The following is a 22,811-nucleotide window of genomic DNA, read 5'->3' on the forward strand; positions in this document are numbered from 1 at the left end:
AAAACCCGAATTATAGACTTTTCATCCTACAATTCGGGGTACTATTTGTTTTATATTCGTTTCTGATTAGTAACGAATTAAGAAATATTTCTTTTTACCGCGGCGAATGATTGTGAATTTACCTTCGATGCGGTCGTTTTCTGTTACAACGTAGTCTAATGCTTGTGTACGCTCACCGTTTACGTAGATTGCACCATTCGTTACATCTTCACGTGCTTGACGTTTTGATGGAGAGATTTTGCTTTCTACAAGTAAGTCGATTAATACTGTATCTTCTGCAGTACGTTCTACAGATGGTACGTCTTTGAATCCTTGCTCGATTTCGCTTGCAGTCAGTTCTGCTACAGAGCCGCTGAATAATGCAGCTGAAATTTTAATCGCTTGCTCTAATGCTTCTTCGCCGTGAACAAGTTTTGTCATTTCAGAACCTAATGCTTTTTGTGCTGCACGTTTTTCCGGAGCTTCAGCTACTTGCTTTTCAAGCTCAAGAATTTCTTCATGAGATAAGAATGTGAAGTATTTTAAGTATTTAACAACGTCGCGGTCATCTGTGTTAATCCAGAATTGGTAGAACTCGTAAGGAGTTGTTTTCTCTGGGTCTAACCAAATTGCGCCGCCTTCTGTTTTACCAAACTTCGTACCATCAGATTTTGTAACTAGTGGAATTGTTAAACCGAATGCTTTCGCATCTTCTTCTGATTTACGAATTAATTCAAGGCCAGCTGTAATGTTACCCCATTGGTCACTACCACCGATTTGTAGACGGCAATTATGGTTTTGGTATAAGTTTAAGAAGTCGTATGATTGTAAAATCATATAACTAAACTCAGTGAATGAAATACCAGTATCTAAACGAGATGCTACTGTATCTTTTGCTAACATATAGTTTAAACCGAAGTTTTTACCGATATCGCGTAAGAATGAAATGACATCTAAGTTACCAAGCCAATCATAGTTGTTAGCCATTGTTGCTGGGTTGTCCACGTTTTCAAACTCTAAGAAGTTTGAAAGTTGGTTTTTAATGCTTTCTGTGTAGTAAGCAACTGTATCTTTCGTATTTAATGTACGTTCTGCTTTTTTACCACTTGGGTCACCGATCATACCAGTACCACCGCCAACAAGTGCGATTGGTTGGTGACCAGCTAATTGGAAGCGACGTAACATTAATACTGGTAACATATGACCGATGTGTAAGCTATCTGCTGTCGGATCGAAACCACAGTATAATTTAACGCTTTCTTTTTCTAATAATTGCTCAAGTCCCTCAGCATCTGTTTGCTGATTAATTAGACCGCGAAATTCAAGATCTTGTAAAATACCCATATCCTACATACTCTCCTTTAAGTTCATTACTGGCGTGAAGGTTGAAAACATAAAAAAATCGCCCCCTTTAAATAAGGGACGATTTTGATTATCGCGTTACCACCCTAGTTGCAGGCCAAAAAAAGCCTACCACCTTATTTACATAACGGCTTAGCACCGTCTTTTCCCTTTTGAATACAATTCAATCGAAAAAAGATGCTCTAGGGGCGTAATTCGCGATCATCTATGTGCTGATTTTCACCGACCATCAGCTCTCTAAAACAGGGAAATGATCACTACTTCTCCCTTTCCACGCTCAATTATTCATATACTTTTCTTTATACCATCATTTATATAGGCGTGTCAAATAGAGGTAGGTGTTCTCTTCTTACCAATCCTTTACAACGTCGCAAAGAGTATCGTAATAAGAGAAAGAATTGGAACCCCAACTAATAACGACACATGAAACACAACCGATAAATCATTCCCAATCGTCGCCTCCACAGGATCTTTCGCTGGAGAACCAAGAAATCCGATTAATCGATCGAAGCGACTTACCGTTTTTGGAAAATCTGGTATTTCTACATGGTCACTATCTAAATGTTGCTGTAATTTATATTCATTCTTAAAGGGATTTTCGCTCAATTTCATCCACCTCCAGTAATTGTTTCAATTTCTTTATCCCGTTATGAAGTCTCGACTTCACCGTTCCAATTGGAATGTTTAATATCTCTGCAATTTCTTTTTGCTGCATATCATGATAATAAGAAAGAATGAGGACAGCTCGCTGTTCTTCAGGAACTTTCAAAATCGCTTCTCTTACTGTGAGCCGATCTTCGTGAGAAAATTCTTTTTCCTGAATCGGCACTAAAAATGGCAAAAGCGTACGCCACTTTTTTCTTCTATTTAATTTATTAATCATAAGACGATAACCAATTTGAAATAAATACGTTTTTATTTTGCCTTTTTCAAGTTCATACATATGTTTCTTTCGTTCTAACATCAAAAACGTATCTTGCACAAGATCGATACTTAATTGTTCATCTCGGTTAAATCGATACAAAAATGTATATAGCGCTGGTTTGATTAAAACATATAGTTTTTCTCCCGCCTGTTTATCTCCACTTTGATACGCAAGCATGAGTTCCTCCTCAATCCCAATCTGCGCCATGATTTTTGATCTCCTTTATTCCTTTTAACGTTAACGAAATGCGGGAAATTAAATAGCAACTAGCAACAATAATCCATACTTGTGATTGATTCGTAAAAAATTGAACATACGGGTTTTGAATTGTCTGTCCGGTTGAAACTAAAATATTTAATGCTTGCACACATATGCATGCATACACTGCAAGACAAGCCGAAATCGTATCAAATACATTCCAGCGAAAATAAACTTTTGTTTTTGTAAAATCAATTTTATATCCATTTTTCCGTACTATATGTTTTCTATCAAATGGGATAATGATTGAAAACATAACAATCATCATGACCCCAGCTGTAATCATTGATACTTTAAATCCGATTGGCATCGGTAATAGCAAACCACAAGAAAATACAACTATAATTCCAATTACAGCAAAAGTAAGAAGTAATTTATTAGACATAAAAAAGCCTCCCTCATCTATTCTTTCATAAATGTATACAGACGAGGAAGGCACTTCGTTCAAATATTATTTTATTTTTTTAATAATCTTTGCAGGATTTCCGCCAACTACTACATTGTCCGGCACATCTTTCGTTACAACAGCACCAGATGCGATAACCGCATTATCTCCAATCGTTACACCTGGATTAATAATCGCTCTTCCACCAATCCATACGTTATCGCCAATTGTAACTGGTTTTCCGTATTCTGATCCGCTTATGCGCTCTACTGAATCAAGCGGATGTGTTGCTGTATAAATGTGAACACCTGGAGCTAACATACAGTTCACTCCGATTGTCACCGGGCATACATCTAAAATTGTACAATCAAAGTTCGCGTAAAAATTTTCACCAACTTGAATGTTATAACCGTAATCACATCTAAAAGAAGATTCAAGATGAATGTTATCTCCAGTCGTTCCGAATAGTTCTTTTACGATTTCGCTACGCTCTTTTAATTGTACTTCTGGCGTATCATTTAATTTTCTCGTCAAAATACGAGCCTGCTCCCTCTCTTGTACTAAAACTGGATCAGCCGGGATGTACATTTCCCCATGTATCATCTTTTCTTTTTCTGTTTTCATTTTACTGCCCCTTCAACTTATATATATAAGTTTATAATAACATAAAAAAAAGGTCTGAACGTTATTTCGTTCAGACCTTCCTCTCTTAATCTTCCATCGTTGATAAGTCACCTGTTGGTAAGTTTAACTCCCACGCTTTTAATACGCGGCGCATAATTTTACCACTTCTCGTTTTCGGTAATTTATCTCTAAATTCAATTTGTCTTGGCGCTGCATGAGCTGCTAGGCCTTTCTTTACAAATTGACGAATCTCTTCTTTTAATTCATCAGATGGTTCGTATCCTGCTCGAAGCGCGATAAATGCTTTAATAATTTCGCCACGAACCGGATCTGGAATACCAATTACACCAGCCTCTGCAACAGCCGCATGCTCGATTAATTTGCTTTCTACTTCAAACGGACCAACGCGCTCACCTGACGTCATAATTACATCATCAATACGCCCTTGGAACCAGAAGTATCCATCTTCATCCATATAAGCAGAGTCACCTGATACGTACCAATCTCCCGGCATAAAGTAAGATTCATACTTTTGCTGGTTATTCCAGATTCCACGCATCATCGCTGGCCAACCTTTACCAATTGCTAAGTTACCCATTGTGTACGGAGGCACTTCATTTCCTTCATTATCAACAATCGCTGCTTTCACACCTGGAATTGGTTTACCCATTGAACCTGGACGAATTTCCATACAAGGGTAGTTACAAATAACTTGTCCACCTGTTTCTGTCATCCACCACGTATCATGAATACGAAGTCCAAATGCGTTCATACCCCAGCGAATTACTTCTGGATTTAACGGTTCACCAACGCTTAATACGTGGCGCACTTGTGATAAATCGTATTTTTTAATTGCGTCTTGTCCAGCACCCATTAACATACGGAACGCTGTTGGTGCGCTGTACCAAACTGTTACACCGTAATCTTGTAGCGTTTCATACCACGCTTCTGGACTAAATCGCCCACCTAAAATAACATTGGATGCTCCGACTAACCACGGTGCAAAAATACCGTAAGCCGTTCCAGTTACCCAGCCCGGATCAGCTGTGCACCAATATACATCATCTTCTTTTAAATCTAGCACCCATTTTGCCGTTTGATGGTGCTGCACCATTGCATTTTGCGCATGAAGCACACCTTTTGGCTTACCAGTAGAACCAGACGTGTAATGTAGAATCAAACCGTCTTCACGGCCTAACCATTCAATATGTAATTCTTTTGAAGCTTGTTCAAATAAAGGATTGAACGCTACTGTTTTACCGCCTTCTTCTACATTATCTCCAACAAGGAAGACTGTTTTTAAAGCAGGTAAATCATTTAATGGTACGCGCTCTAACAATTCAGGTGTTGTAATTAATACCTTTGCTTCACTATCTTCTAAACGATCGCGAACTGCGCCTTCCATAAATGCTTCAAATAACGGACCAACGATTGCCCCTAATTTCACTGCACCAAGAAGGGCAAAATATAATTCTGGAGAACGCGGCATAAAAATAAAAACGCGATCGCCTTTTTCTACATCGCCATAATTTTTCAGGACGTTTCCTGCTTTATTAGAAAAATCCTTCATTTCCTTAAATGTATACTTCTCTTTTCGCGATCCATCTTGATAATAAAGGGCTACTTTATTTTTACGATCGGATTTCGCATGCTTATCAATTGCCTCATACGCCATATTTACTCGGCCTGTTTCATTCCAAGTAAAGTTTTTATTAACCTCTTCCCAGTTAAAATTCGCGTATGCCTCATCATAATTCGGCAAATTATTTTCTCCTTTAATGACAGGAAGCGTTTCTACTTTCATACTTTACATCCCCCTCCTATGTATTCTATTATCTATTATAATGACATTATTTAAAATTTTCAGTATTTTTGTTGATTTTTAGACAAATTTTTAATGACAAATTTCGATTCACATCGCATATATTATAAAGTACGATATTAATAGATTCACAAACCCTCAAGGTGGTGAGTAATACATTGATTCATAAAAAAATATATAATGCTAGAAACTTAAAAACAGCGAAAGGCACTTTAATTATTGAAGGTCCTGTCTCTACACATAACTTAGAAATGTATGAATTTCATCCCGATTTAGTTGCGTTTCGTCCTGCCGAGCAGCAATATAAAGCAATTGTCGAAATTTCTAAATTACCAGAAGCTCGTCTCATTATCGCTAGACATGACCAAACGATTGTTGGATATGTTACATACTTATATCCCGATCCACTTGAACGATGGTCAGAAGGAAAGATTGAAAACTTAATTGAACTCGGGGCGATTGAAGTTGTCCCAGCCTTCCGCGGTTGCGCTGTCGGAAAGAACTTATTAGAAGTTTCAATGATGGACGATTATATGGAAGATTACATTATATTGACGACTGAATATTATTGGCACTGGGATTTAAAACAAACAGGCTTGAATGTTTGGGAATACCGAAAAGTAATGGAAAAGATGATGAATGCCGGTGGCTTACAATGGATGGCTACAGATGATCCTGAAATTTGTTCGCATCCCGCTAACTGTTTAATGGTCCGCATCGGTAAACGCGTTGATACAGATTCTATTCAAGCATTTGATCGTCTACGTTTTCACAATCGTTTTATGTATTAATAAAGGGGGCAACTGGAATGATTGTAGAAGAAATTATGAATCAAGATGTAGTGACACTACATCCAAACGATACAATCGAAACAGCAATCCGAACGATACGCACGAAAGGCATTCGGCACATTCCAATTGTCGATCAAAATAATCATGTCGTAGGCATTATTTCTGATCGGGATGTAAGAGATGCAAGTCCGTCTATTTTAGATGAACAAGTTTCACTCGATATGCTGAAGCAACCACTTGAACTTATTATGAAACATCCTGTTATGACTTGCCATCCTCTCGATTTCGTTGAAGAAATTGCTACTTTATTTTTTGAAAATAAAATTGGCTGTCTCCCTGTTACAAAGGCTGGCAAGCTAGTTGGAATCATTTCTGAATCTACTGTACTGCACACGTTAGTGAAATTAACAGGAGCACATCAACCGAGTTCACAAATTGAAATTCAAGTAAAAAATGAACCTGGTATTCTCGGAAAAGTCGTTGCCATTTTTAGTGAGTTACAAATCAATATCGTGAGCGTTCTCGTCTACCCAGCAAAAGATGAGAATGATAAAGTACTCGTTTTCCGCATTCAAACGATGAATCCGCTAAAAGTGATTGATGCACTTGAAGCAGAAGGCTACCGCGTATTATGGCCGAATATTATGGGGATGCAAGCATGAGTAGCGCGTTTATTTATTCGGATGACTTTCGGGGCTATTCGTTTAGCCCTGATCATCCTTTTAACCAACTGCGCGTCACACTCACGTATGATTTATTACAAAAGGGCGGTTTTATCTCTCCCTCCCAAATCATCTCACCACGAATGGCTACAGATGAAGAAATCGCCTACGTTCATACAGAGGAGTACATAAATGCGGTAAAACGTGCTGGAGAAGGTAAGTTAGAAAAATCAATTGCGATGACATATGGACTTGGAACAGAAGATACACCGATGTTTCCAAATATGCACGAAGCAAGTGCATTACTCGTTGGCGGTACGTTAACTGCTGTCGATGCTGTCCTTTCCGGAAAAGTAAAACACGCGCTTAATTTAGGCGGCGGCTTACATCACGGCTTCCGCGGCAAGGCATCTGGATTTTGTATTTATAACGATAGTTCCATCGCAATGAAATATATACAGAAAAAATACGGTTTACGTGTTTTATATATTGATACAGATGCTCATCACGGTGATGGTGTACAGTGGTCTTTTTACGATGATCCTAACGTATGCACCATTTCATTACATGAAACTGGGCGCTATTTATTCCCTGGAACTGGCGCTGTAAATGAACGCGGACAAGGTAATGGCTATAGTTATTCTTTTAACGTCCCACTCGATGCCTTTACAGAAGACGAATCGTTTTTAGATTCATATCGAACTGTCGTAAAAGAAGTTGCCGCATACTTTAAACCGGATATTATTTTAACGCAAAATGGTGCTGACGCACATTATTACGACCCACTTACACACCTTTGCGCAACGATGAATATTTACCGTGAAATACCGAAGCTCGCTCGCGAAATCGCTAATGAATATTGCGAAGGTCGCTGGATCGCTGTCGGCGGTGGTGGCTATGACCATTGGCGCGTCGTCCCAAGAGCTTGGGCACTCATTTGGCTCGAAATGAACAACATCCAAAACATCTCAGGTTATCTCCCTCCAGAATGGATTGACGCTTGGAAAGGACAAGCTGAAACAGAACTTCCCCTCACATGGGAAGATCCAAACAACATGTATAAACCGATCCCCCGTAAACCAGAAATTGAAGAAAAGAACGCATTAACTGTAACGAAATCCCTTGAAATTATTCGGAATAATATGACAAAATATTTGTACTAAACGAAAAGGAGGCTCGTTTTTGAATAGCCTCCCTTTTATTTATTATCTGATTTTGTCAGTAAGTCGCTATATTTCGAGTTGCGCTGATATATTTTATTTCATAATTAACTGGTCCAACTTTTATGAGAAAAGGTAGTGATATTATGTGGAAACTACAAATAATTAGCACGAAACGTGGCACATTTGAACTCTTTACAAAAGGAAATGGCGAACCACTTTGCATTACACATCACTATTCACAATTTAATGAAACTGGCGATTACTTTGCGGATGTTTTCACTGCTACGCATCGTGTATTGCTCATTAATTTACGAAACGCTGGTAACTCAGCAAAAGCCAATTCAGAAAAAGAATTAAGTATGATTGAAACCGTTCACGACTTAGAAGCAATACGAGAAGCTTTACAACTCCCAACATGGCATTTCGCTGGCCATTCAACAGGTGGTATGCTTGGACTTTTATATGCGATTGCATATCCAAATTCCTTACAATCATTAGTCGTCGTTGGAGCCGCAGCAAGTAACTATACCGAAACACCCTTTTGCATTTATCACCCAGCACATCCTCAGTTTCATTATATGCAACAACTCATCGAAAACTTAAAAAGCCCTCTCCTTACAAGTGAAGAACGGAAAGAGCTATCTACTAAGAGAACAAAATTATCATTGTATAAACCAGAAAACTACAACTCTTATTTTTGTAAACCAATCCAAAAAACTATGTCCGCTAGCCGGATGAACGCTTTTTCAAATGAATATCCTTCATTTGATTTAAGAGAGCATTTACCTTCCATCCAAACAAAGACACTTATTATATGCGGAAGACATGATGTACAGTGCCCAATTCAGTATTCTATTGAGATGCATGATGGCATACGTAATTCTATCTTTGTGATATTTGAGGAGAGTAACCATTATCCTTTTTTAGAAGAATGTGCTCAGTTTACTTCTACTACTCAAACATTTTATAAATCGTTACACTAGTACCGTTATTACTAAGGAAAGCTCACAGCCTCTATAAGAATATGAGCTTTTTTCAAAAGAAGTATTTCACACTAGAAACAACAAGAAGAACAAAAAAATCATTAAGCCTACATCAAGTAATACTGCCTTTTTATCTCCTTCTTTTATACTCATCATAAAACTAGAAATTATTTTAATTCCAAAAAAGACCATCATAAATAACCCACCGAAATGATCATTCGTAGAATCTCCATCATAAAACATTTGTATTGCACCGATAATTAATAAGATAAGTACGATATTCGTTCCAATCTTTAAAGTCTTGTTTAATTTATTATCTTTTAATGTATCTCCCAAAATGTAGCACGCCCTCTCATGCTCTCCTATGTTTTATCTCTCTTTATATCTTAACATAAATTACCTATTATTCCCTTTTAGTCCAGATAACAATAAAAAACCTGCCAATTACTCGGCAGGTACATTACACGTTAAAGCGATAACCAGCTCCCCACACTGTTTCAATATATTGCGGGTGAGCAGGATCTCTTTCAATTTTTTCACGTAGCTTTCGAATGTGAACAACGACAGTGGCTAAATCGCCAGCTGAGTCTAGTCCCCAAATACGTTCAAATAACTGTTCTTTATTTAATACTTGGTTTGGATGCGTTACAAAGAATGTTAGTAAATCAAATTCCTTCGTTGTAAACGCAATTTCTTCATTGTTTATAAACACTTTTCTCGCTCGCTGATCGATAGAAATCCCATGAATATATAACGTATCGCGTTGCTTACTCACATTTCCTGATAATCTTTCATAACGAGAAATATGCGCCTTTACTCTTGCTACTAATTCACTCGGGCTAAACGGTTTCGTTATATAATCATCCGCCCCTAAACCGAGTCCGCGAATTTTATCTATATCTTCTTTCTTTGCTGAAACAAGTAAAATCGGAATGTCTTTTATAGCACGTATTTGTTTACAAATTTCAAAACCATTCATTTTCGGAAGCATAATATCTAAAATAATTAGATTATAATCTTCCTGAAGAGCCATTTGTAGACCTACTTCTCCTGTATGTTCTACATCGACTTGAAAATCACTAATTTCTAAATAATCTCGCTGTAATTCTGCAATACTTATTTCATCTTCTACTAATAAAATTCTCTTCATTCTACTCACCACATTCCTGTACTTTTTTCAATGAGAAGAAAATACTTGTACCTTCCCCAAGCTTACTTTCCGCCCAAATTTCTCCGCCATGTTCTTCAACAATTTGCTTCGCTATCGCTAAGCCAAGTCCACTTCCACCTGTGCTAGAATTTCGCGATTGCTCTGCACGATAAAACCGCTCAAATATATACGGCAGCGTATCAGCTTCTATACCTGATCCATTGTCCACCACTTTTACAATGACTGTATTGTTATCACTTAATACTGTTACAGTAATTTTCTTCGCTTCTTTATCCATGTATTTCACACTATTATGAATTAAATTTGATATCACTCTATTTATCTTTTCACAATCGGCCGTTACATATAGTGGTGATGAATGCAATTGTAAATAAACTTCTATACCTTCCTCACTTAAATCCATCTGCATCTCTTCTAATAATTCTTGCATAAACACGTTTAACTCTATCGTTTCAAACTGAAAAGGAACTCGATTCAAATCAAGCTTTGAAAACAAAAAGAGCTCATCAATGAGTGTATCCATATGCTTTGCCTTCGTATGAATGGTCGTTAAATACTTATCCATTTTTTCTGGCGTATTTGCGACTCCATCTTTTATGCCTTCTACATATCCAATAATAGATGTAATCGGTGTTTTTAAATCATGAGATATGTTTGAAATGAGCTCTTTTCGATTTTCTTCATACTGCGTTTGCATCTCTATCGACTCTTTTAATCTCTTCCTCATTTCCTCAAATCCTTGATTTAATTGCCCAATCTCATCATGGGATGTAACTGGAATTTGGAAATCTAAATCCCCTTCTTTAATTCTCCCAGTCGCATCTTTCAGTACAAAAATTGGTTTTATTACACTTCTTGAGACGAAATAACTTAATAGCCCTATGAGTAAAATGGCTAACAGTAAAAGCGCTCCGAACAAAATCGGAAATAACTTTTGTGTAAGATCGACAAATGAACTTTGCCTTTTTAGTACAAATATACTCCCTTCTTCATCCCCAGGAAAATAAAAATCAAATTTTACATATCGATAAAATGTATCGCCTAGTTCCGTTGTACCACGACTATTAATATTTGCTGATTCAAATTTCGGAAGGGCTTCTTTTAAAGATACACTTTCAAATACTTTTGTAGCATAAGAAATGGTTTCTCCCTTTCTTACAACTATTTTCACACCTTCTTTTTCAAGTGTTGAAACGAACGATTCATCTAATAGTTGAGATTGATTTTTCTTTGCCGCTAATTTCAATTCAATATACGTATTCTCTTCTTCTGGCGTAAGCGGCTTTTGAATATAGGAACTTTTATAGAAATTTTTCACTGATTCCAAGTCTCCTGTTATGGAAAAAACAATTAAAAATCCCGCGACTAATATGAGCGTAATGGAAACGAGAATAACAGCAATATAAGAGAATAAAAATCTTGTTTTAATAGACATATGTTACATCCTCACTTTACCCCGCATTAACGGGCAGTAAGACCCCCACCTCAAAATCCAGAGAAAGCAAAGAAGTTAGGTAGGAATCAACTGCCCATAAAAGCCCGATTGGTTCAACTAATAATCAGTGGGGCCCCCCCCACTGATTAAAGTTTCACTTTACCAAACCTTATTACTCATAAGCATAAAAATATATGTTCAAATACTCAAGCGATTTTATAGTAATTTTAGCGTCAGTTTATAAAAATTTAATGTTCCTATTTTACAGTTTAAATTAGGATACCGAATTGCTTGCAAAAGGAGGTTGAAATTCCATGTTCAAAAAAACAGTAAGCATGATATGTTGCGTAATTTTTTTACAAGGATGCTCACAAGAACAAGAAGTTAAAAAGGAGATGACAAACATGGAGACAGCACTACTAACAGCTACTGAGAAACAAGAAACGAATACTGTTATATCATTACTCAAAAAAGGGGCTGACATAAATATAACGGACAATAAAGGACGTACTTCTCTTATGATTGCTACATACAAAAATGATGTAAAAACTGCAAAAGTGCTTATTGAAGCAGGGGCTGACGTAAATATCCAAGACGATATGAAAAACAATCCCTTTCTATACGCCGGTGCAGAAGGTTACTTTGATATTTTAAAACTAACGATTGATGCCGGTGCAGATCCATCGCTTACAAATCGTTACGGCGGAACAGCTCTTATCCCCGCCTCAGAACATGGCTATATTGATGTTATTAAAGAACTCCTTACGCGAACAACTATTGATGTTAACCATGTAAATAATCTCGGGTGGACCGCTTTAATGGAAGCCATCGTACTAAGTAATGGAAACGAAACACAGCAACAAGTCATTCAGCTTCTTATTGAGCACGGTGCAGATGTAAATATTCCCGACAACGATGGTGTTACCCCGCTAGAGCATGCCCGTGTTCATAACTTTGAAGAGATAGAGAAGATTTTGTTAGCGACAAATAAATAAAAGCTCATTTCCTATAAAAAACGTATCATTTTCAAATCTATTTTTTGCCATTCTCCCCAGTCTATGCTACAGTTATTTCGTCACATAGCTATACAGCTAGACAACTTATATATTTATAATAGGGTGGGAAAAAAACATGAGCAAACCTCGTATTGGAATGATTGGATTAGGTAGTATTGCACAAAAGGCTTACCTTCCAACACTGACAAAGGAAACTGATTGGACTTTTGTGGGAGCGTTTACACCTAATGTTAATAAAAGAAAACAAATTTGCGAGCAATATCGTATTCAAGATTTCGCTAACCTTCAGGCACTCGCTTCAGAATGTGATGCGGCTTTCGTTCATAGTTCAACTGCTACACATTATGAAATCGTTTCTGAACTTCTGAAAAAAGGAATCGATGTTTATGTTGATAAGCCGCTAGCTGCTACTACTGAGCAAGCAGAGAAGCTAGTTGAAATGAGTGAAAAGTATAACCGAAAGTTAATGGTCGGATTTAATCGCAGATTCGTTCCTATGTATGTTGCTGCAAAAGAGCAAGCTCATAATATTTCATGGGTTCGAATTGAAAAGCACCGCACAAATAAAGTGGGGCCATATACGTATGACTTTACTATGTTAGATGATTACTTACATATTGTAGATACTGCTCGCTGGTTAGCTAACGATGACCTTAACATCGTTCATAATATGATGCAAATCAATGAAAAGAACGAACTTCTTTACGGACATCATACATATACAACTGCAAATGGACTTTTACTTTCTACGGCGATGCACCGCCATGCAGGTACAAATTTAGAACAAATTGAACTTGTAACGGCAGGTAAAATCATTCGCGTAAAAAATATGAACACATTTGAAATTGAGCAAGAAAACTCCGTTTCACAAAGTGGTTCACCATCATGGGAGACAACGTTAAAGCAGCGCGGATTTGAAGATGCTGTTCATCATTTTATCCAATGTGTACAAGGTGATACACAGCCTATTGTAGATGGATTAGAAGGATTAAAATCTCAACAAATGCTCCAATCTCTACTGCAAGCTGTAAGCAAAAATTAAAACGGATACATTTTTCAGAATTTACTTTCATTCCCATTTCCTCTTTATTTCTATCACAAATTTCTATAGAATATGTTGATAGGAATTATAAATTTCATATTGAATCGTGGAAAGGATGGGATTAACACATGTGGAACGAGTTTAAAAAATTCGCATTCAAAGGGAATGTAATCGATTTAGCTGTCGGGGTTGTAATCGGTGCTGCATTCGGTAAAATCGTTAGTTCTTTAGTAAAAGATATCATCACACCATTACTTGGTATGGTACTGGGCGGCGTTAACTTTACAGATTTAAAACTTACATTCGGTAAATCATCTATTATGTATGGTAACTTCATCCAAACTATTTTTGATTTCTTAATTATTGCAGCTTCTATCTTTATGTTCGTTAAAGTGTTCAACAAACTAACATCTAAAAGAGAAGAAGAAGAAAAGACAGAAGAAATTCCAGAGCCAACGAAAGAAGAAGTTCTTCTTAGCGAAATTCGTGACTTATTAAAACAACAAAATTCTTCTAAAGATAGAGCATAATTGAACGGATAAAAAGGCATGCCCCTCGGGACATGCCTTTTCTATATGCTATAACGTTTCCGAATTCATATGAATAAATAAAATAATACCTGCAACCATAAGTACCATAATACTACCTGCAAATAGTGTAATACCCATGAACATTAAACTTGTGCTCATGTCCACTGATACACTTTCAATAAAAATAGAAATTACATACGTGATAAGGGCAATTCCTGCAAGAATACTTCCTGGAACAAATCGCTTTAAGCCATTTTGTTTTAACGTCATATATGCAAAAATAGCAGTCATACAAAGCGTAATTATCCAAAGAACGATCATCTTTTCTCCCCCCTCACAAGCCTTTTCTTTCTATTATACATGACATTGCCCTATAATAGTTAAATTTGCACTTATGTGACATATAACAAGGAATAATACCAATTTTGTAGCGAAGTCACCAATAGGACGCATACTTAGGAGGATTTCAATTGAAAGATGATATTGTAGGATATTTTAAACAAGTAGAGCGATTCGATTATATTACAATCGACTTAGACAAAAATCTTTTTTATATCGAAGTTGTACAATTAGAAACAAATATCACTTAACTTAGACAAGGATGAAACTATTATTGCTGGCAATGTAAAACAATATGAACCTTCTCGGTTAGAACATTTAATACAAAGCTTTAAGCGCACTGCACAAGCATGCCTTGAACATAATTTACAGAGTCCTGAAGAACTTTTTGCATTTTGGAAAGGAAATTGACCACTTTAAAAATGGATATCATTCATATAAATTGATATAATTACCATATACAACTATTCTTTACAAGGGAGTGTTCATAATGATTTGGATTTCACTAATCGTATTAGCCTATTTCATCATTCTCGTCCCAATACAATATAACTATATGAAGATGCTCAAGACAAAACAGAAAAAAATGAACGTGTCACAAAACGAACTATATAACAACATGTCTTATGAAGAATCCCAAATACATTATCATTATCAAAGTAACGTATTTACAATACCTGCTTCGCTTGTCGCAAGTATTATTTATAGAGTGAAACATGCAGCATAATATGTACGCTATAAAATTATTATTTGAATCTGTTCATTCTGGTGAGCCTCATCCTACGAAAATTGATGAGCATTATGAAGAGAATCACGATACACTTTTTGAAGAAAGTATTATTCTTGTTAAAGCAAACAGTTTAGAAGAAGCTCACGAACTAGGAAAAAAAATCGCGATACAATCTGAAGATACATACAATAACATGTATGATGAGCAAGTAACGTGGACGTTTCGAAAAGTATTGCATGTGTTTGAATTAGACGATACACCATTTGAAACAGGAAAAGAATTGTATGCAAGATTTTTACACGTTAAGAAAAATGAAACGGTAGATACAGTAGTTAAAACATACTATCCTGAATACGAATAAAAGCTCACAGCAATTGCTGTGAGCTTTTTTATACTTACTTCGTTGAATCTCTAAATTGGATGCGGTGAGGTAAGATAACAGTGTGATCTTCCACTTTTTCCTTGTTCATATACTTTGTTAATAGACGCATTGCTACTGCACCGATATCATACATTGGTTGTACAACTGTTGAAAGTTGTGGACGAACCATTAATGCAAGGCGTGTATTATCGAAACCAAGTACTTCTACATCAGTTGGTACGTTTAATCCAGCGTCTTGTGCTGCATGGATTACACCTAGTGCCATTTCGTCAGAAGATACGAAGATTGCTGTTGGCTTTTCATCACTGCTCCAAAGCTTTTCGAATGCTTCGATACCTGAATCATATGTGTAATCTCCATCGATTATAAGATTTTCATCATATGAAATACCTGCTTCTTCTAAAGCTTTTTTATAACCGTGTAACTTCTTGGCGCTTCCCGCTTTATCAATGAAAGGACCAGAGACGAAACCGATACGCGTATGTCCTTGCTCAATAAAGTGCTTCATTGCGTCGTAAGCTGCTTGTGTATAATCAATATTTACTGATGGCGTTTCATTTTGCTCATCAAATGACGCTGCTAATACGATTGGTACTGGAGACTTTTTGAATTCTTCAATGTGAATGTCTGTAATATCTTCACCCATGAAAACAATTCCGTCCACTTGTTTTCCAAGCATCGTATTTAATAAATGGAACTCTTTCTCTTTGTTTTGGTCAGAGTTACTTAAAATGATGTTATATTTGTACATTGTTGCGATATCTTCAATTCCACGAGCAAGTTCTGCATAAAACGTATTTGAGATATCAGGAATAATAACACCTACTGTAGTTGTCTTCTTACTTGCTAGTCCACGTGCTACCGCATTTGGGCGGTACCCTAAACGATCAATTGCTTCTAATACTTTCTTTCTTGTTGTAGGCTTTACATTTGGATTACCGTTCACTACACGAGATACGGTAGCCATTGAAACGTTTGCTTCACGCGCTACATCATAAATTGTTACGTTCATCTCATCGCACACTCCTTCTATTTTTGTTATCTATTTTATGTATCGGTTACTTGAATGAAAAAAAGACATCAACTCTATTTGCAGATGCCACCAATCGTCCCGAGTTCTTCCTTTTACTAATGATACGATAAAAACGCAGGCTCATACAATATTTTCCCGCAAAAGTTTCGAAAAAATTCGCTTCTTTTCTCGTATTTTCGTATTTTTCATGAAAAAAAGGGCATTTTTTGTAAAAAAATAGATATCTCATAAGTAAAGACCCTATTTTAAGCAGTACGATAGTAAATGAAATTTATATCGGCGATTTTTCGAATATATCGATCACAACTCGAAATATATGAACGATTTTCCAAATATATCGACCACAACTCCAATTATATCAGCGATTTTTTAAATATATCGGCTTACCGACAGAAAACGACAATGGTAGTCATTTGATGCGCTGGATTTGGAGGTACGCGGCGCCCTGTAGAATGCGTTACATCGGCAACGACAGGTAAACATGTGTTGCTTTCTTTAAAATCGGCACAGCGGATATAGGAAGCGTATTACGCGTCGCTCTTCCCCCTCGTACCTTTTCACTTACAATAAAAAAAGACAGTTTAAACACTGTCTTTTTTTATAAGAAGGAAACAAACGGTTTTTCGCTGTTTTTCTCTTTTATAATAATTGCCTCGATTTTACTCTCGGACTTTATCTGCAATTGTACTTTCGCATCTTTAGGTAATTTTTCTAACATACTTTGAGCAGCCATTTGGGTAAGAGCCATTAATTCTGTTTTACCATTGTATTTAATAACGATATTCATATTTAATGTATCCATCTGGTTTTTCTTATAAGAAACTTTAGCATTGACTGGGATAAAATCTGCCGGAGAAAAACCTTTCATTGCATCAGCAAATTCAGTTATTTTGGTATTATCTTCTCCATGTGCTTTTGTAAATTCATCAGAAGGATATGAAAATGCTTGTTCATCGATCGTGCTCCAATTTCCAAGGTTCGTATCATTCTTTTGAACGGTAGCACTAGCAATATACGTACCATTTTTTAAAGAACTTGTATTTTCTTGCTTAAAGATAGCGAACGTAATTGGAGACTTATTATACTTGTCATTTTTATTAATCGCTTCAATAAGTTGCTTGGCAACTTCAGTACCTTTAGACATAGCTTCTTCATTCGATACACTTGAAGACATAGCTAAACCAATCATAACACCAGATAAACTTAGTTCGTTTGAATTCTGTTTTCCGAAATAGTCTTGTTCTATAATATTCGTCAAAACTGGTGCTTCTACTTTTGCGACTAGTTCATCAACTAACTTCTCCGGAATATACTGATTTAATTGTAGTACATGATTCTCTGTATCAAATTGCTCTTTTGCAATATTCATTAAACCATTTTCATACTCTGCTAAATCTAATTTAGAATTTGTTTTTATATTAGCTGTATTTATAACCTTTTGTTCTTTTAAAGGAATTACAGTTCTATAATAATCTTTAGAAACAGCAGTTCTCGGAATCATGCTTTTTTCTTTCGTATCCTTCTGTATAACTTCATCCTTCTTACTAATCGTATCATTACTACAAGCTCCTAGTAATAAACTTACGACCGCGAAGGATAATGCCATTTTCTTCATTACTTAAAACCTACTTTCAACAATCTAATTATTTAATTTGAACTAATAACAGTGTACCATTAAATATATTTCAACAAAAACAAAAAAAAGAAGCAAGCACCTTTAGCTTGCTTCTTTTTACTTAATATTCTCTTCTAAAGCGTCTTTTTTAATGTTCCAATGAGACGTATTCCATACTACCATCCCATCTTTTATGTATAACACTTGCGGAGATTCATGTTTAATGCTGTACTGTTCTGCAACACGATTCGAAACATCTCTCGCATCTTGTACGTATAAGTAATATGCTGGTACTGCTCGTTCTTCACTACAATACGCTTGAAATTCTGTATATGCACCATGACTAATCGGGCATGTCGTACTATGTTTAAAAAGAACATAAGGCTCGTTTTTTTCTACTAATACTTCAAGCTCTTCAATTGCTTCAATTTTTGTCATATTCATCACGATTCACCTCTCATGCGAAGTCTAGAGCGCTTCTCTTTCTTTTCAGCTTTTTTCTCAAGTCTTTCTAATTTACGCTCTTCTTTTTCAACCTTTTTCTCTTGTCTTGTCGCACGATAATGATTGTATACTTCAATTGCAGCGCTACTCCACTGTACAACTTGCGCTACTTTATCTGCATTGTTTTCAATTTCGTCCGTAACAGAATCTGATGCATTACGAAGTTTCGTATTTAAAGAATGGATTGTTGTTCCAATTCCATCTACACCCGATACTACTTTATTTAATGATTGTGACTTCTGTTGAATGTCATCAGCTAACGCATTTGTTTTATGTAATAATTGCTCCGTCTCTACGCTAATCCCTTGCATTTGCTTTTCTAAACCTTCTAACGTGCTTGCAACGTTTTCTAACGTCTTTTGAACCGATAACAACGTTCTGCATACATACACTACTAATACAGCGAAAGCAACCGCGATAATAGCTGCACTTACATATAAAAGAACTTGCATTTCATCACTTCCTTTATCTTTTTCATACTTTCCCCTATTATACAATCATTTTCCGTTTCGTTCTAATCCCTATCTTTTCATTAGAATTTTCATACTTATTCGTTAACTTTAACATAAATGATTCAACAAATTCCACTAAGTAGGTTACAATAGGAGAGGATACATAATTAGTAGGGAGGCTTTACATATGAAAGATCCACGCATTGAAAAGTTAGCATACAATTTAATTAACTACTCTATCCGCTTACAAAAAGGCGAAAAAGTATTAATTGAAAACTTTGGCTTACAAAAAGAACTTGTAACTGCACTTGTAAAAGAAGCATATGCCGCTGGTGGTTTCCCATTCGTTTCTCTAAAAGATCATCAAGTAGATCGCTCTTTATTAATGGGTGCTACTGAAGAACATTTCGAACAAATCGCTGCATATGAAGCAAGCGTAATGAAAGATATGGACGCTTATATCGGTCTTCGCTCTGGCGATAACATTAACGAACAAGCTGACGTGCCAAGTGAAAGAATGCAAATTCACGGTCAAACAGTTGGTAAGAAAGTTCATAGAGACATCCGCGTTCCGAAAACGCGATGGGTTGTTCTTCGCTACCCAAATACTTCTATGGCGCAGCTTGCTAAAATGAGCACAGAAGCTTTCGAAGACTTCTACTTCGAAGTTTGTAACTTAGACTACGGTAAAATGGATAAGGCGATGGATAGCCTTGTTACATTAATGAATAAAACAGATAAAGTTCGCCTAACTGGTCCTGGAACTGACTTAACATTCTCTATTAAAGACATTCCAGCTATTAAATGCTCTGGTCATTTAAACATTCCAGACGGTGAAGTATACTCTGCACCAGTTCGCGATTCTGTTAACGGTACAGTTTCTTACAACACACCATCTCCTTACAACGGTTATACATTTGAAAATGTACAACTTAAGTTTGAGAACGGTCAAATCGTTGAAGCAACTGCAAACGATACAGAGCGCATTAACAAAATCTTCGATACAGACGAAGGCGCACGCTACGTTGGTGAGTTCGCAATCGGCGTAAATCCATACATCTTACATCCTATGGGAGACATCCTATTCGATGAAAAAATCGATGGCAGCTTCCACTTCACTCCTGGACAAGCTTACGACGATGCATGGAACGGCAACAACTCGAACATTCACTGGGATTTAGTATGCATCCAGCGCCCTGAATACGGCGGCGGCGCAATTTACTTCGACGACGTACTAATCCGTAAAGATGGACGCTTCGTTGTACCTGAATTAGAAGCTTTAAACCCAGAGAACTTAAAATAATAATAAAAACGCTCGGAATGTTCTCCGAGCGTTTTTTTATTAATAATTTAATAAATCTTTCGCCACATCTTCTGGCACTTTAAAACTCATCTTCTTATTTTTCATTTCAACTTCAACATACGGAACATCTTTATATACTGTCATAGTACCAATTTCATGTAACTCTTTTTTATCATTACTCGACTCCGATATTTTTTTTGTATCCTCTTGGTACATTTTAAATGTTTTCCCTTGCGGAGTATCTAAAGGAGCCGACTGCATTTCCCACTTATCCATTTTCATGACTTCAAACAGCTTTTCAATTTCTTTCTTATCAGTAATTACTTTTTTATCACTTGAATCCGTAAGTGATTCAATCTCAACCTTTTGTGCCTTTTCTAAGTTCATATCTGCCTTTTCCTTCTTCGCACTACACCCTATTATAAGAAATGATGCTGTTAGCAGAAATAGAAACAACATACAGATTTTTTTCATCTCTAATCCTCCTGCACTATATAGAACTACTTTTCTCACTTTTTGTTTGCTCAAAATGAAAATAATATAAAAGCGCCACTGCAATAGTACCTATTAATATTGGTACATATAAGGGCAGATCCCATTTCATATATACTCTAGTGCAACCAACAAGCACAAACAAAACAACGGTTTTACATATTTCATTTCTTACCTACCATTTCTATTTTCACATTTGGATTCTCTTTCTCGATAAGCGCCAAAAATTCATTCATATCTTGCGGTATCGCAACCATATGTACTTTGTATGCATTCGTCGTAATTTCAAGGTATTTCCCAACTTGACGAATGATTCTTATCTCTTTCAATACGATATCGTCATTTAAAATGCCGTACTTTAATACACCATTTTCTACTTTATGCTTTTTAATAAATACTTCCCAAACGAGTGGCACATTTACAAGGAAGCATAAACCCATTCCAATTAACGCTGACATCCACTGCTCTTTATTTGAGATAATCATGACAAGTGGATATACGAACATAAAAACTAACGTGAGACAAACGAAAATTACTACTGACTTACTTCTTTGAATCGGAAAGTCCATACCTACACCCCCTAACCTAAATTATACCACTTTTTCCATTTTAGTCATGAAAAAAGGCCATTTCTGAATGACCTTCTTAAACGATATACCTATAGAATTTCTTATCTACCTGTAACACTGGAAAACTTTTTGGCAACTCGTCTATACTCACACTTTGGAAATTATTCTTTTCATAAAAGCGATGGGCCGCTAAAAATTTCACTGTCGTTCCTAAGTAAATGTCTTTCAGCTTTTTATTCTCAGCCCACGAAATTGCTGTTTGGAGCAACTTATGTGATGTGCCCCACCCTTTTCCGCGAAATTCTTTTTTTACGAACATTTTTCTTAGCGCTACTTGCCGATTCTCAATATCTAATAAAGCTACTGTTCCAACTACTTTATCATCATAAGTTGCTATCCAAAAGTTTCCATAATCCCTTTGATAGAACGTTTCTATTTCAAGTAAGTCTGGCTGCTCTTCTTTCGTAATGGGAACATTGTACTCTTTTTGCTGAATATGAACGATAAGATCTACTACTTCATCTTGAAACGTACTTTCATACGGAATAATGCGTATCTTCTCGTTCATCGGATCTCCTTCCACTCTGAAGCTAGTAAACTATATACAGCGATATCGTGAAAATGATCATATAACCATTCTTCATCCCTTAAAATACCATCTAACTTAAAACCTAAACGCTCTGGAATAGCGCGGCTTTTCACATTTTCAACACCGCATCTAATTTCCACTTTATTTAATTTTAAATTCTCAAATGCATAGTGAAGTACAGCCTTTACGCTACGCGTCATAATACCTGTCCCACCAGCGTCTTCTGCCAGATAATATCCGAGACTCGCCGCTTTCTTTCCCCAGCTTACCGGATGAATACCTACCATCCCAACGAGCTTTCCTTTGTAACGTATACCACTTTCAAAACCGTCTCCCTCTGCAAACTTCTTTAACCACATCGGACAAATTTCATCATACGCACCAGCAGATTTCATCCCATCTACCCAAGGAAGCCATCTTCTTAAATGGTTACGGTTTTGATCTAATAATTCATATAATTCCTCTTTATAATGCTTCTCTAATAACTGTAATTCGATTTCGTCATCTACTCGAAGTGTGAACATGCTTTTTAGCCCCTTTTATTTTTCTTATTATTCTAACACTTACAGATGCAAAATGTTAAATATTAACACTTTTTTCGGTTTAATATAAGAATAACAACTATATATGATTGATAGCTAGATATGAATCATAT

28 protein-coding genes, 2 pseudogenes and 1 other annotated feature are annotated in these 22,811 nt (G+C 36.3%); of the genes and pseudogenes, 11 read left to right on the top strand and 19 right to left on the bottom strand.

The annotated features are described in order from the left end of the window. Positions 1-66: 66 nt before the first annotated feature. The 6 genes from tyrS to acsA form a co-directional block, all read right to left on the bottom strand. On the bottom strand, positions 67-1,323 hold the full coding sequence (tyrS, locus tag MKX31_RS21215) for a tyrosine--tRNA ligase (protein WP_000512075.1): 1,257 nt from the start codon (positions 1,321-1,323) through the stop codon (positions 67-69). Positions 1,324-1,394: 71 nt separating this feature from the next. Beyond that, positions 1,395-1,624 (bottom strand) — a binding site (T-box leader). 77 nt (positions 1,625-1,701) lie between these two features. After that, the gene (locus MKX31_RS21220) at positions 1,702-1,947 is read right to left on the bottom strand and encodes a hypothetical protein (RefSeq protein WP_088048001.1); all 246 of its coding nucleotides are present in this window, start codon (positions 1,945-1,947) and stop codon (positions 1,702-1,704) included. Then, a complete protein-coding gene (locus MKX31_RS21225) occupies positions 1,928-2,473 on the bottom strand; it encodes an RNA polymerase sigma factor (RefSeq protein WP_098101986.1) in 546 nt (181 codons plus the stop codon). The genes MKX31_RS21220 and MKX31_RS21225 overlap by 20 nt, the downstream gene beginning before the upstream one ends. Then, a complete protein-coding gene (locus tag MKX31_RS21230) occupies positions 2,454-2,909 on the bottom strand; it encodes a hypothetical protein (protein ID WP_064474569.1) in 456 nt (151 codons plus the stop codon). Before MKX31_RS21230 ends, MKX31_RS21225 begins: the two co-directional genes overlap by 20 nt. 66 nt (positions 2,910-2,975) lie before the next feature. Further along, a complete protein-coding gene (locus MKX31_RS21235) occupies positions 2,976-3,533 on the bottom strand; it encodes a maltose acetyltransferase domain-containing protein (protein ID WP_088047999.1) in 558 nt (185 codons plus the stop codon). Positions 3,534-3,618: 85 nt separating this feature from the next. Then, on the bottom strand, positions 3,619-5,337 hold the full coding sequence (acsA, locus tag MKX31_RS21240; protein ID WP_064474567.1) for an acetate--CoA ligase: 1,719 nt from the start codon (positions 5,335-5,337) through the stop codon (positions 3,619-3,621). Positions 5,338-5,513: 176 nt separating this feature from the next. On the opposite strand from acsA, the gene acuA reads away from it, so the two are divergent. From acuA to MKX31_RS21260, 4 genes are all read left to right on the top strand, one after another. Further along, positions 5,514-6,146: an acetoin utilization protein acetyltransferase AcuA gene (gene acuA, locus MKX31_RS21245; protein WP_063222474.1), complete on the top strand. Its 633-nt coding sequence runs from the start codon at positions 5,514-5,516 to the stop codon at positions 6,144-6,146. 17 nt (positions 6,147-6,163) lie between these two features. After that, on the top strand, positions 6,164-6,808 hold the full coding sequence (locus tag MKX31_RS21250) for an acetoin utilization AcuB family protein (protein WP_000634568.1): 645 nt from the start codon (positions 6,164-6,166) through the stop codon (positions 6,806-6,808). Further along, positions 6,805-7,971, top strand: coding sequence for an acetoin utilization protein AcuC (acuC, locus tag MKX31_RS21255; RefSeq protein WP_340981488.1), 1,167 nt, complete (start codon positions 6,805-6,807; stop codon positions 7,969-7,971). The genes MKX31_RS21250 and acuC overlap by 4 nt, the downstream gene beginning before the upstream one ends. A 122-nt stretch (positions 7,972-8,093) precedes the next feature. Continuing rightward, positions 8,094-8,954 (top strand): alpha/beta fold hydrolase, encoded by an 861-nt coding sequence (locus MKX31_RS21260; RefSeq protein WP_098101987.1) that lies wholly within the window; start codon positions 8,094-8,096, stop codon positions 8,952-8,954. 66 nt (positions 8,955-9,020) lie between these two features. Here the strand turns inward: MKX31_RS21260 and MKX31_RS21265 are convergent, their stop codons facing one another. From MKX31_RS21265 to MKX31_RS21275, 3 genes are all read right to left on the bottom strand, one after another. Further along, positions 9,021-9,290 (bottom strand): hypothetical protein, encoded by a 270-nt coding sequence (locus MKX31_RS21265; protein WP_088047995.1) that lies wholly within the window; start codon positions 9,288-9,290, stop codon positions 9,021-9,023. Positions 9,291-9,414: 124 nt separating this feature from the next. Beyond that, complete coding sequence (locus MKX31_RS21270; protein ID WP_064474563.1) at positions 9,415-10,104, bottom strand: response regulator transcription factor; 690 nt, start codon at positions 10,102-10,104, stop codon at positions 9,415-9,417. 1 nt (position 10,105) lies between these two features. Further along, positions 10,106-11,560 (bottom strand): sensor histidine kinase, encoded by a 1,455-nt coding sequence (locus MKX31_RS21275; RefSeq protein WP_088047994.1) that lies wholly within the window; start codon positions 11,558-11,560, stop codon positions 10,106-10,108. A 314-nt stretch (positions 11,561-11,874) separates the two neighbouring features. On the opposite strand from MKX31_RS21275, the gene MKX31_RS21280 reads away from it, so the two are divergent. The 3 genes from MKX31_RS21280 to mscL all read left to right on the top strand — a co-directional run bounded on the left by MKX31_RS21280 (position 11,875) and on the right by mscL (position 14,148). Then, a complete protein-coding gene (locus MKX31_RS21280; protein ID WP_088047993.1) occupies positions 11,875-12,555 on the top strand; it encodes an ankyrin repeat domain-containing protein in 681 nt (226 codons plus the stop codon). A gap of 136 nt (positions 12,556-12,691) precedes the next feature. Further along, entirely contained in the window at positions 12,692-13,618 is a 927-nt protein-coding gene (locus MKX31_RS21285; protein WP_088047992.1) for a Gfo/Idh/MocA family protein, read from the top strand. Positions 13,619-13,746: 128 nt separating this feature from the next. Continuing rightward, positions 13,747-14,148: a large-conductance mechanosensitive channel protein MscL gene (gene mscL / locus MKX31_RS21290; protein ID WP_064474560.1), complete on the top strand. Its 402-nt coding sequence runs from the start codon at positions 13,747-13,749 to the stop codon at positions 14,146-14,148. Between the two features lie 48 nt (positions 14,149-14,196). Here the strand turns inward: mscL and MKX31_RS21295 are convergent, their stop codons facing one another. Next, positions 14,197-14,469: a DUF3917 domain-containing protein gene (locus tag MKX31_RS21295; protein WP_000636592.1), complete on the bottom strand. Its 273-nt coding sequence runs from the start codon at positions 14,467-14,469 to the stop codon at positions 14,197-14,199. Positions 14,470-14,618: 149 nt separating this feature from the next. Here MKX31_RS21295 and dhp61 point away from each other — a divergent pair. From dhp61 to MKX31_RS21310, 3 genes and pseudogenes are all read left to right on the top strand, one after another. Further along, a pseudogene (dhp61, locus tag MKX31_RS21300) lies at positions 14,619-14,898 on the top strand (protein Dhp61). A 79-nt stretch (positions 14,899-14,977) separates the two neighbouring features. Next, positions 14,978-15,214, top strand: a complete 237-nt coding sequence (locus MKX31_RS21305; protein WP_064474559.1) for a DUF3949 domain-containing protein — start codon at positions 14,978-14,980, stop codon at positions 15,212-15,214. Position 15,215: 1 nt separating this feature from the next. Next, positions 15,216-15,578 (top strand): DUF4288 domain-containing protein, encoded by a 363-nt coding sequence (locus tag MKX31_RS21310; protein ID WP_064475081.1) that lies wholly within the window; start codon positions 15,216-15,218, stop codon positions 15,576-15,578. 34 nt (positions 15,579-15,612) lie between these two features. On the opposite strand, the gene ccpA is transcribed toward MKX31_RS21310, so the two are convergent. The 5 genes and pseudogenes from ccpA to MKX31_RS21330 form a co-directional block, all read right to left on the bottom strand. Beyond that, positions 15,613-16,611 (bottom strand): catabolite control protein A, encoded by a 999-nt coding sequence (gene ccpA, locus MKX31_RS21315; RefSeq protein ID WP_064474558.1) that lies wholly within the window; start codon positions 16,609-16,611, stop codon positions 15,613-15,615. A 458-nt stretch (positions 16,612-17,069) separates the two neighbouring features. Continuing rightward, a pseudogene (locus MKX31_RS29330) lies at positions 17,070-17,170 on the bottom strand (hypothetical protein); the annotation flags it as partial. A gap of 60 nt (positions 17,171-17,230) precedes the next feature. Then, positions 17,231-18,247, bottom strand: coding sequence for a CamS family sex pheromone protein (locus MKX31_RS21320; RefSeq protein WP_064474557.1), 1,017 nt, complete (start codon positions 18,245-18,247; stop codon positions 17,231-17,233). 117 nt (positions 18,248-18,364) lie between these two features. Continuing rightward, positions 18,365-18,691 (bottom strand): bacillithiol system redox-active protein YtxJ, encoded by a 327-nt coding sequence (gene ytxJ / locus MKX31_RS21325; RefSeq protein ID WP_046956174.1) that lies wholly within the window; start codon positions 18,689-18,691, stop codon positions 18,365-18,367. After that, positions 18,691-19,203, bottom strand: a complete 513-nt coding sequence (locus tag MKX31_RS21330) for a DUF948 domain-containing protein (RefSeq protein WP_081257212.1) — start codon at positions 19,201-19,203, stop codon at positions 18,691-18,693. The genes ytxJ and MKX31_RS21330 overlap by 1 nt, the downstream gene beginning before the upstream one ends. A gap of 187 nt (positions 19,204-19,390) precedes the next feature. Between MKX31_RS21330 and MKX31_RS21335 the strand changes: the two genes are divergently transcribed. After that, positions 19,391-20,506 carry an aminopeptidase gene (locus MKX31_RS21335; RefSeq protein WP_154131657.1) on the top strand — a complete coding sequence of 372 codons (1,116 nt, stop codon included), beginning with the start codon at positions 19,391-19,393 and terminating at the stop codon, positions 20,504-20,506. 39 nt (positions 20,507-20,545) lie between these two features. Here MKX31_RS21335 and MKX31_RS21340 read toward each other — a convergent pair whose 3' ends face one another. The 4 genes from MKX31_RS21340 to MKX31_RS21355 form a co-directional block, all read right to left on the bottom strand. Further along, positions 20,546-20,980, bottom strand: coding sequence for a hypothetical protein (locus MKX31_RS21340; protein ID WP_340981489.1), 435 nt, complete (start codon positions 20,978-20,980; stop codon positions 20,546-20,548). Positions 20,981-21,162: 182 nt separating this feature from the next. Continuing rightward, positions 21,163-21,567 (bottom strand): PH domain-containing protein, encoded by a 405-nt coding sequence (locus MKX31_RS21345; RefSeq protein WP_064474554.1) that lies wholly within the window; start codon positions 21,565-21,567, stop codon positions 21,163-21,165. A 76-nt stretch (positions 21,568-21,643) separates the two neighbouring features. Continuing rightward, on the bottom strand, positions 21,644-22,135 hold the full coding sequence (locus tag MKX31_RS21350; protein ID WP_064474553.1) for a GNAT family N-acetyltransferase: 492 nt from the start codon (positions 22,133-22,135) through the stop codon (positions 21,644-21,646). Beyond that, positions 22,132-22,680: a GNAT family N-acetyltransferase gene (locus tag MKX31_RS21355; RefSeq protein ID WP_064474552.1), complete on the bottom strand. Its 549-nt coding sequence runs from the start codon at positions 22,678-22,680 to the stop codon at positions 22,132-22,134. Before MKX31_RS21355 ends, MKX31_RS21350 begins: the two co-directional genes overlap by 4 nt. Between the last annotated feature and the right edge of the window lie 131 nt (positions 22,681-22,811).

Origin of the sequence: Bacillus sp. FSL M8-0063, assembly GCF_038005545.1 — a bacterium.
GTDB classification, from domain to species: Bacteria; Bacillota; Bacilli; order Bacillales; family Bacillaceae_G; genus Bacillus_A; species Bacillus_A wiedmannii.

What these genes read in the sequence shown, in the direction of transcription:
- MKX31_RS21355 (WP_064474552.1), bottom strand. Translation starts at nt 22,680, where the DNA reads ATGTTCACACTTCGAGTAGATGACGAAATCGAATTACAGTTATTAGAG.
- MKX31_RS21310 (WP_064475081.1), top strand. Translation starts at nt 15,216, where the DNA reads ATGTACGCTATAAAATTATTATTTGAATCTGTTCATTCTGGTGAGCCT.
- MKX31_RS21250 (WP_000634568.1), top strand. Translation starts at nt 6,164, where the DNA reads ATGATTGTAGAAGAAATTATGAATCAAGATGTAGTGACACTACATCCA.
- MKX31_RS21340 (WP_340981489.1), bottom strand. Translation starts at nt 20,980, where the DNA reads ATGAAAAAAATCTGTATGTTGTTTCTATTTCTGCTAACAGCATCATTT.
- acuC (WP_340981488.1), top strand. Translation starts at nt 6,805, where the DNA reads ATGAGTAGCGCGTTTATTTATTCGGATGACTTTCGGGGCTATTCGTTT.
- MKX31_RS21225 (WP_098101986.1), bottom strand. Translation starts at nt 2,473, where the DNA reads ATGGCGCAGATTGGGATTGAGGAGGAACTCATGCTTGCGTATCAAAGT.
- MKX31_RS21285 (WP_088047992.1), top strand. Translation starts at nt 12,692, where the DNA reads ATGAGCAAACCTCGTATTGGAATGATTGGATTAGGTAGTATTGCACAA.
- MKX31_RS21305 (WP_064474559.1), top strand. Translation starts at nt 14,978, where the DNA reads ATGATTTGGATTTCACTAATCGTATTAGCCTATTTCATCATTCTCGTC.
- MKX31_RS21270 (WP_064474563.1), bottom strand. Translation starts at nt 10,104, where the DNA reads ATGAAGAGAATTTTATTAGTAGAAGATGAAATAAGTATTGCAGAATTA.
- MKX31_RS21345 (WP_064474554.1), bottom strand. Translation starts at nt 21,567, where the DNA reads ATGGACTTTCCGATTCAAAGAAGTAAGTCAGTAGTAATTTTCGTTTGT.
- mscL (WP_064474560.1), top strand. Translation starts at nt 13,747, where the DNA reads ATGTGGAACGAGTTTAAAAAATTCGCATTCAAAGGGAATGTAATCGAT.
- MKX31_RS21235 (WP_088047999.1), bottom strand. Translation starts at nt 3,533, where the DNA reads ATGAAAACAGAAAAAGAAAAGATGATACATGGGGAAATGTACATCCCG.
- MKX31_RS21280 (WP_088047993.1), top strand. Translation starts at nt 11,875, where the DNA reads ATGTTCAAAAAAACAGTAAGCATGATATGTTGCGTAATTTTTTTACAA.
- MKX31_RS21350 (WP_064474553.1), bottom strand. Translation starts at nt 22,135, where the DNA reads ATGAACGAGAAGATACGCATTATTCCGTATGAAAGTACGTTTCAAGAT.
- MKX31_RS21275 (WP_088047994.1), bottom strand. Translation starts at nt 11,560, where the DNA reads ATGTCTATTAAAACAAGATTTTTATTCTCTTATATTGCTGTTATTCTC.
- MKX31_RS21230 (WP_064474569.1), bottom strand. Translation starts at nt 2,909, where the DNA reads ATGTCTAATAAATTACTTCTTACTTTTGCTGTAATTGGAATTATAGTT.
- acsA (WP_064474567.1), bottom strand. Translation starts at nt 5,337, where the DNA reads ATGAAAGTAGAAACGCTTCCTGTCATTAAAGGAGAAAATAATTTGCCG.
- MKX31_RS21260 (WP_098101987.1), top strand. Translation starts at nt 8,094, where the DNA reads ATGAGAAAAGGTAGTGATATTATGTGGAAACTACAAATAATTAGCACG.
- MKX31_RS21335 (WP_154131657.1), top strand. Translation starts at nt 19,391, where the DNA reads ATGAAAGATCCACGCATTGAAAAGTTAGCATACAATTTAATTAACTAC.
- MKX31_RS21295 (WP_000636592.1), bottom strand. Translation starts at nt 14,469, where the DNA reads ATGATCGTTCTTTGGATAATTACGCTTTGTATGACTGCTATTTTTGCA.
- tyrS (WP_000512075.1), bottom strand. Translation starts at nt 1,323, where the DNA reads ATGGGTATTTTACAAGATCTTGAATTTCGCGGTCTAATTAATCAGCAA.
- ytxJ (WP_046956174.1), bottom strand. Translation starts at nt 18,691, where the DNA reads ATGAATATGACAAAAATTGAAGCAATTGAAGAGCTTGAAGTATTAGTA.
- ccpA (WP_064474558.1), bottom strand. Translation starts at nt 16,611, where the DNA reads ATGAACGTAACAATTTATGATGTAGCGCGTGAAGCAAACGTTTCAATG.
- MKX31_RS21330 (WP_081257212.1), bottom strand. Translation starts at nt 19,203, where the DNA reads ATGCAAGTTCTTTTATATGTAAGTGCAGCTATTATCGCGGTTGCTTTC.
- MKX31_RS21320 (WP_064474557.1), bottom strand. Translation starts at nt 18,247, where the DNA reads ATGAAGAAAATGGCATTATCCTTCGCGGTCGTAAGTTTATTACTAGGA.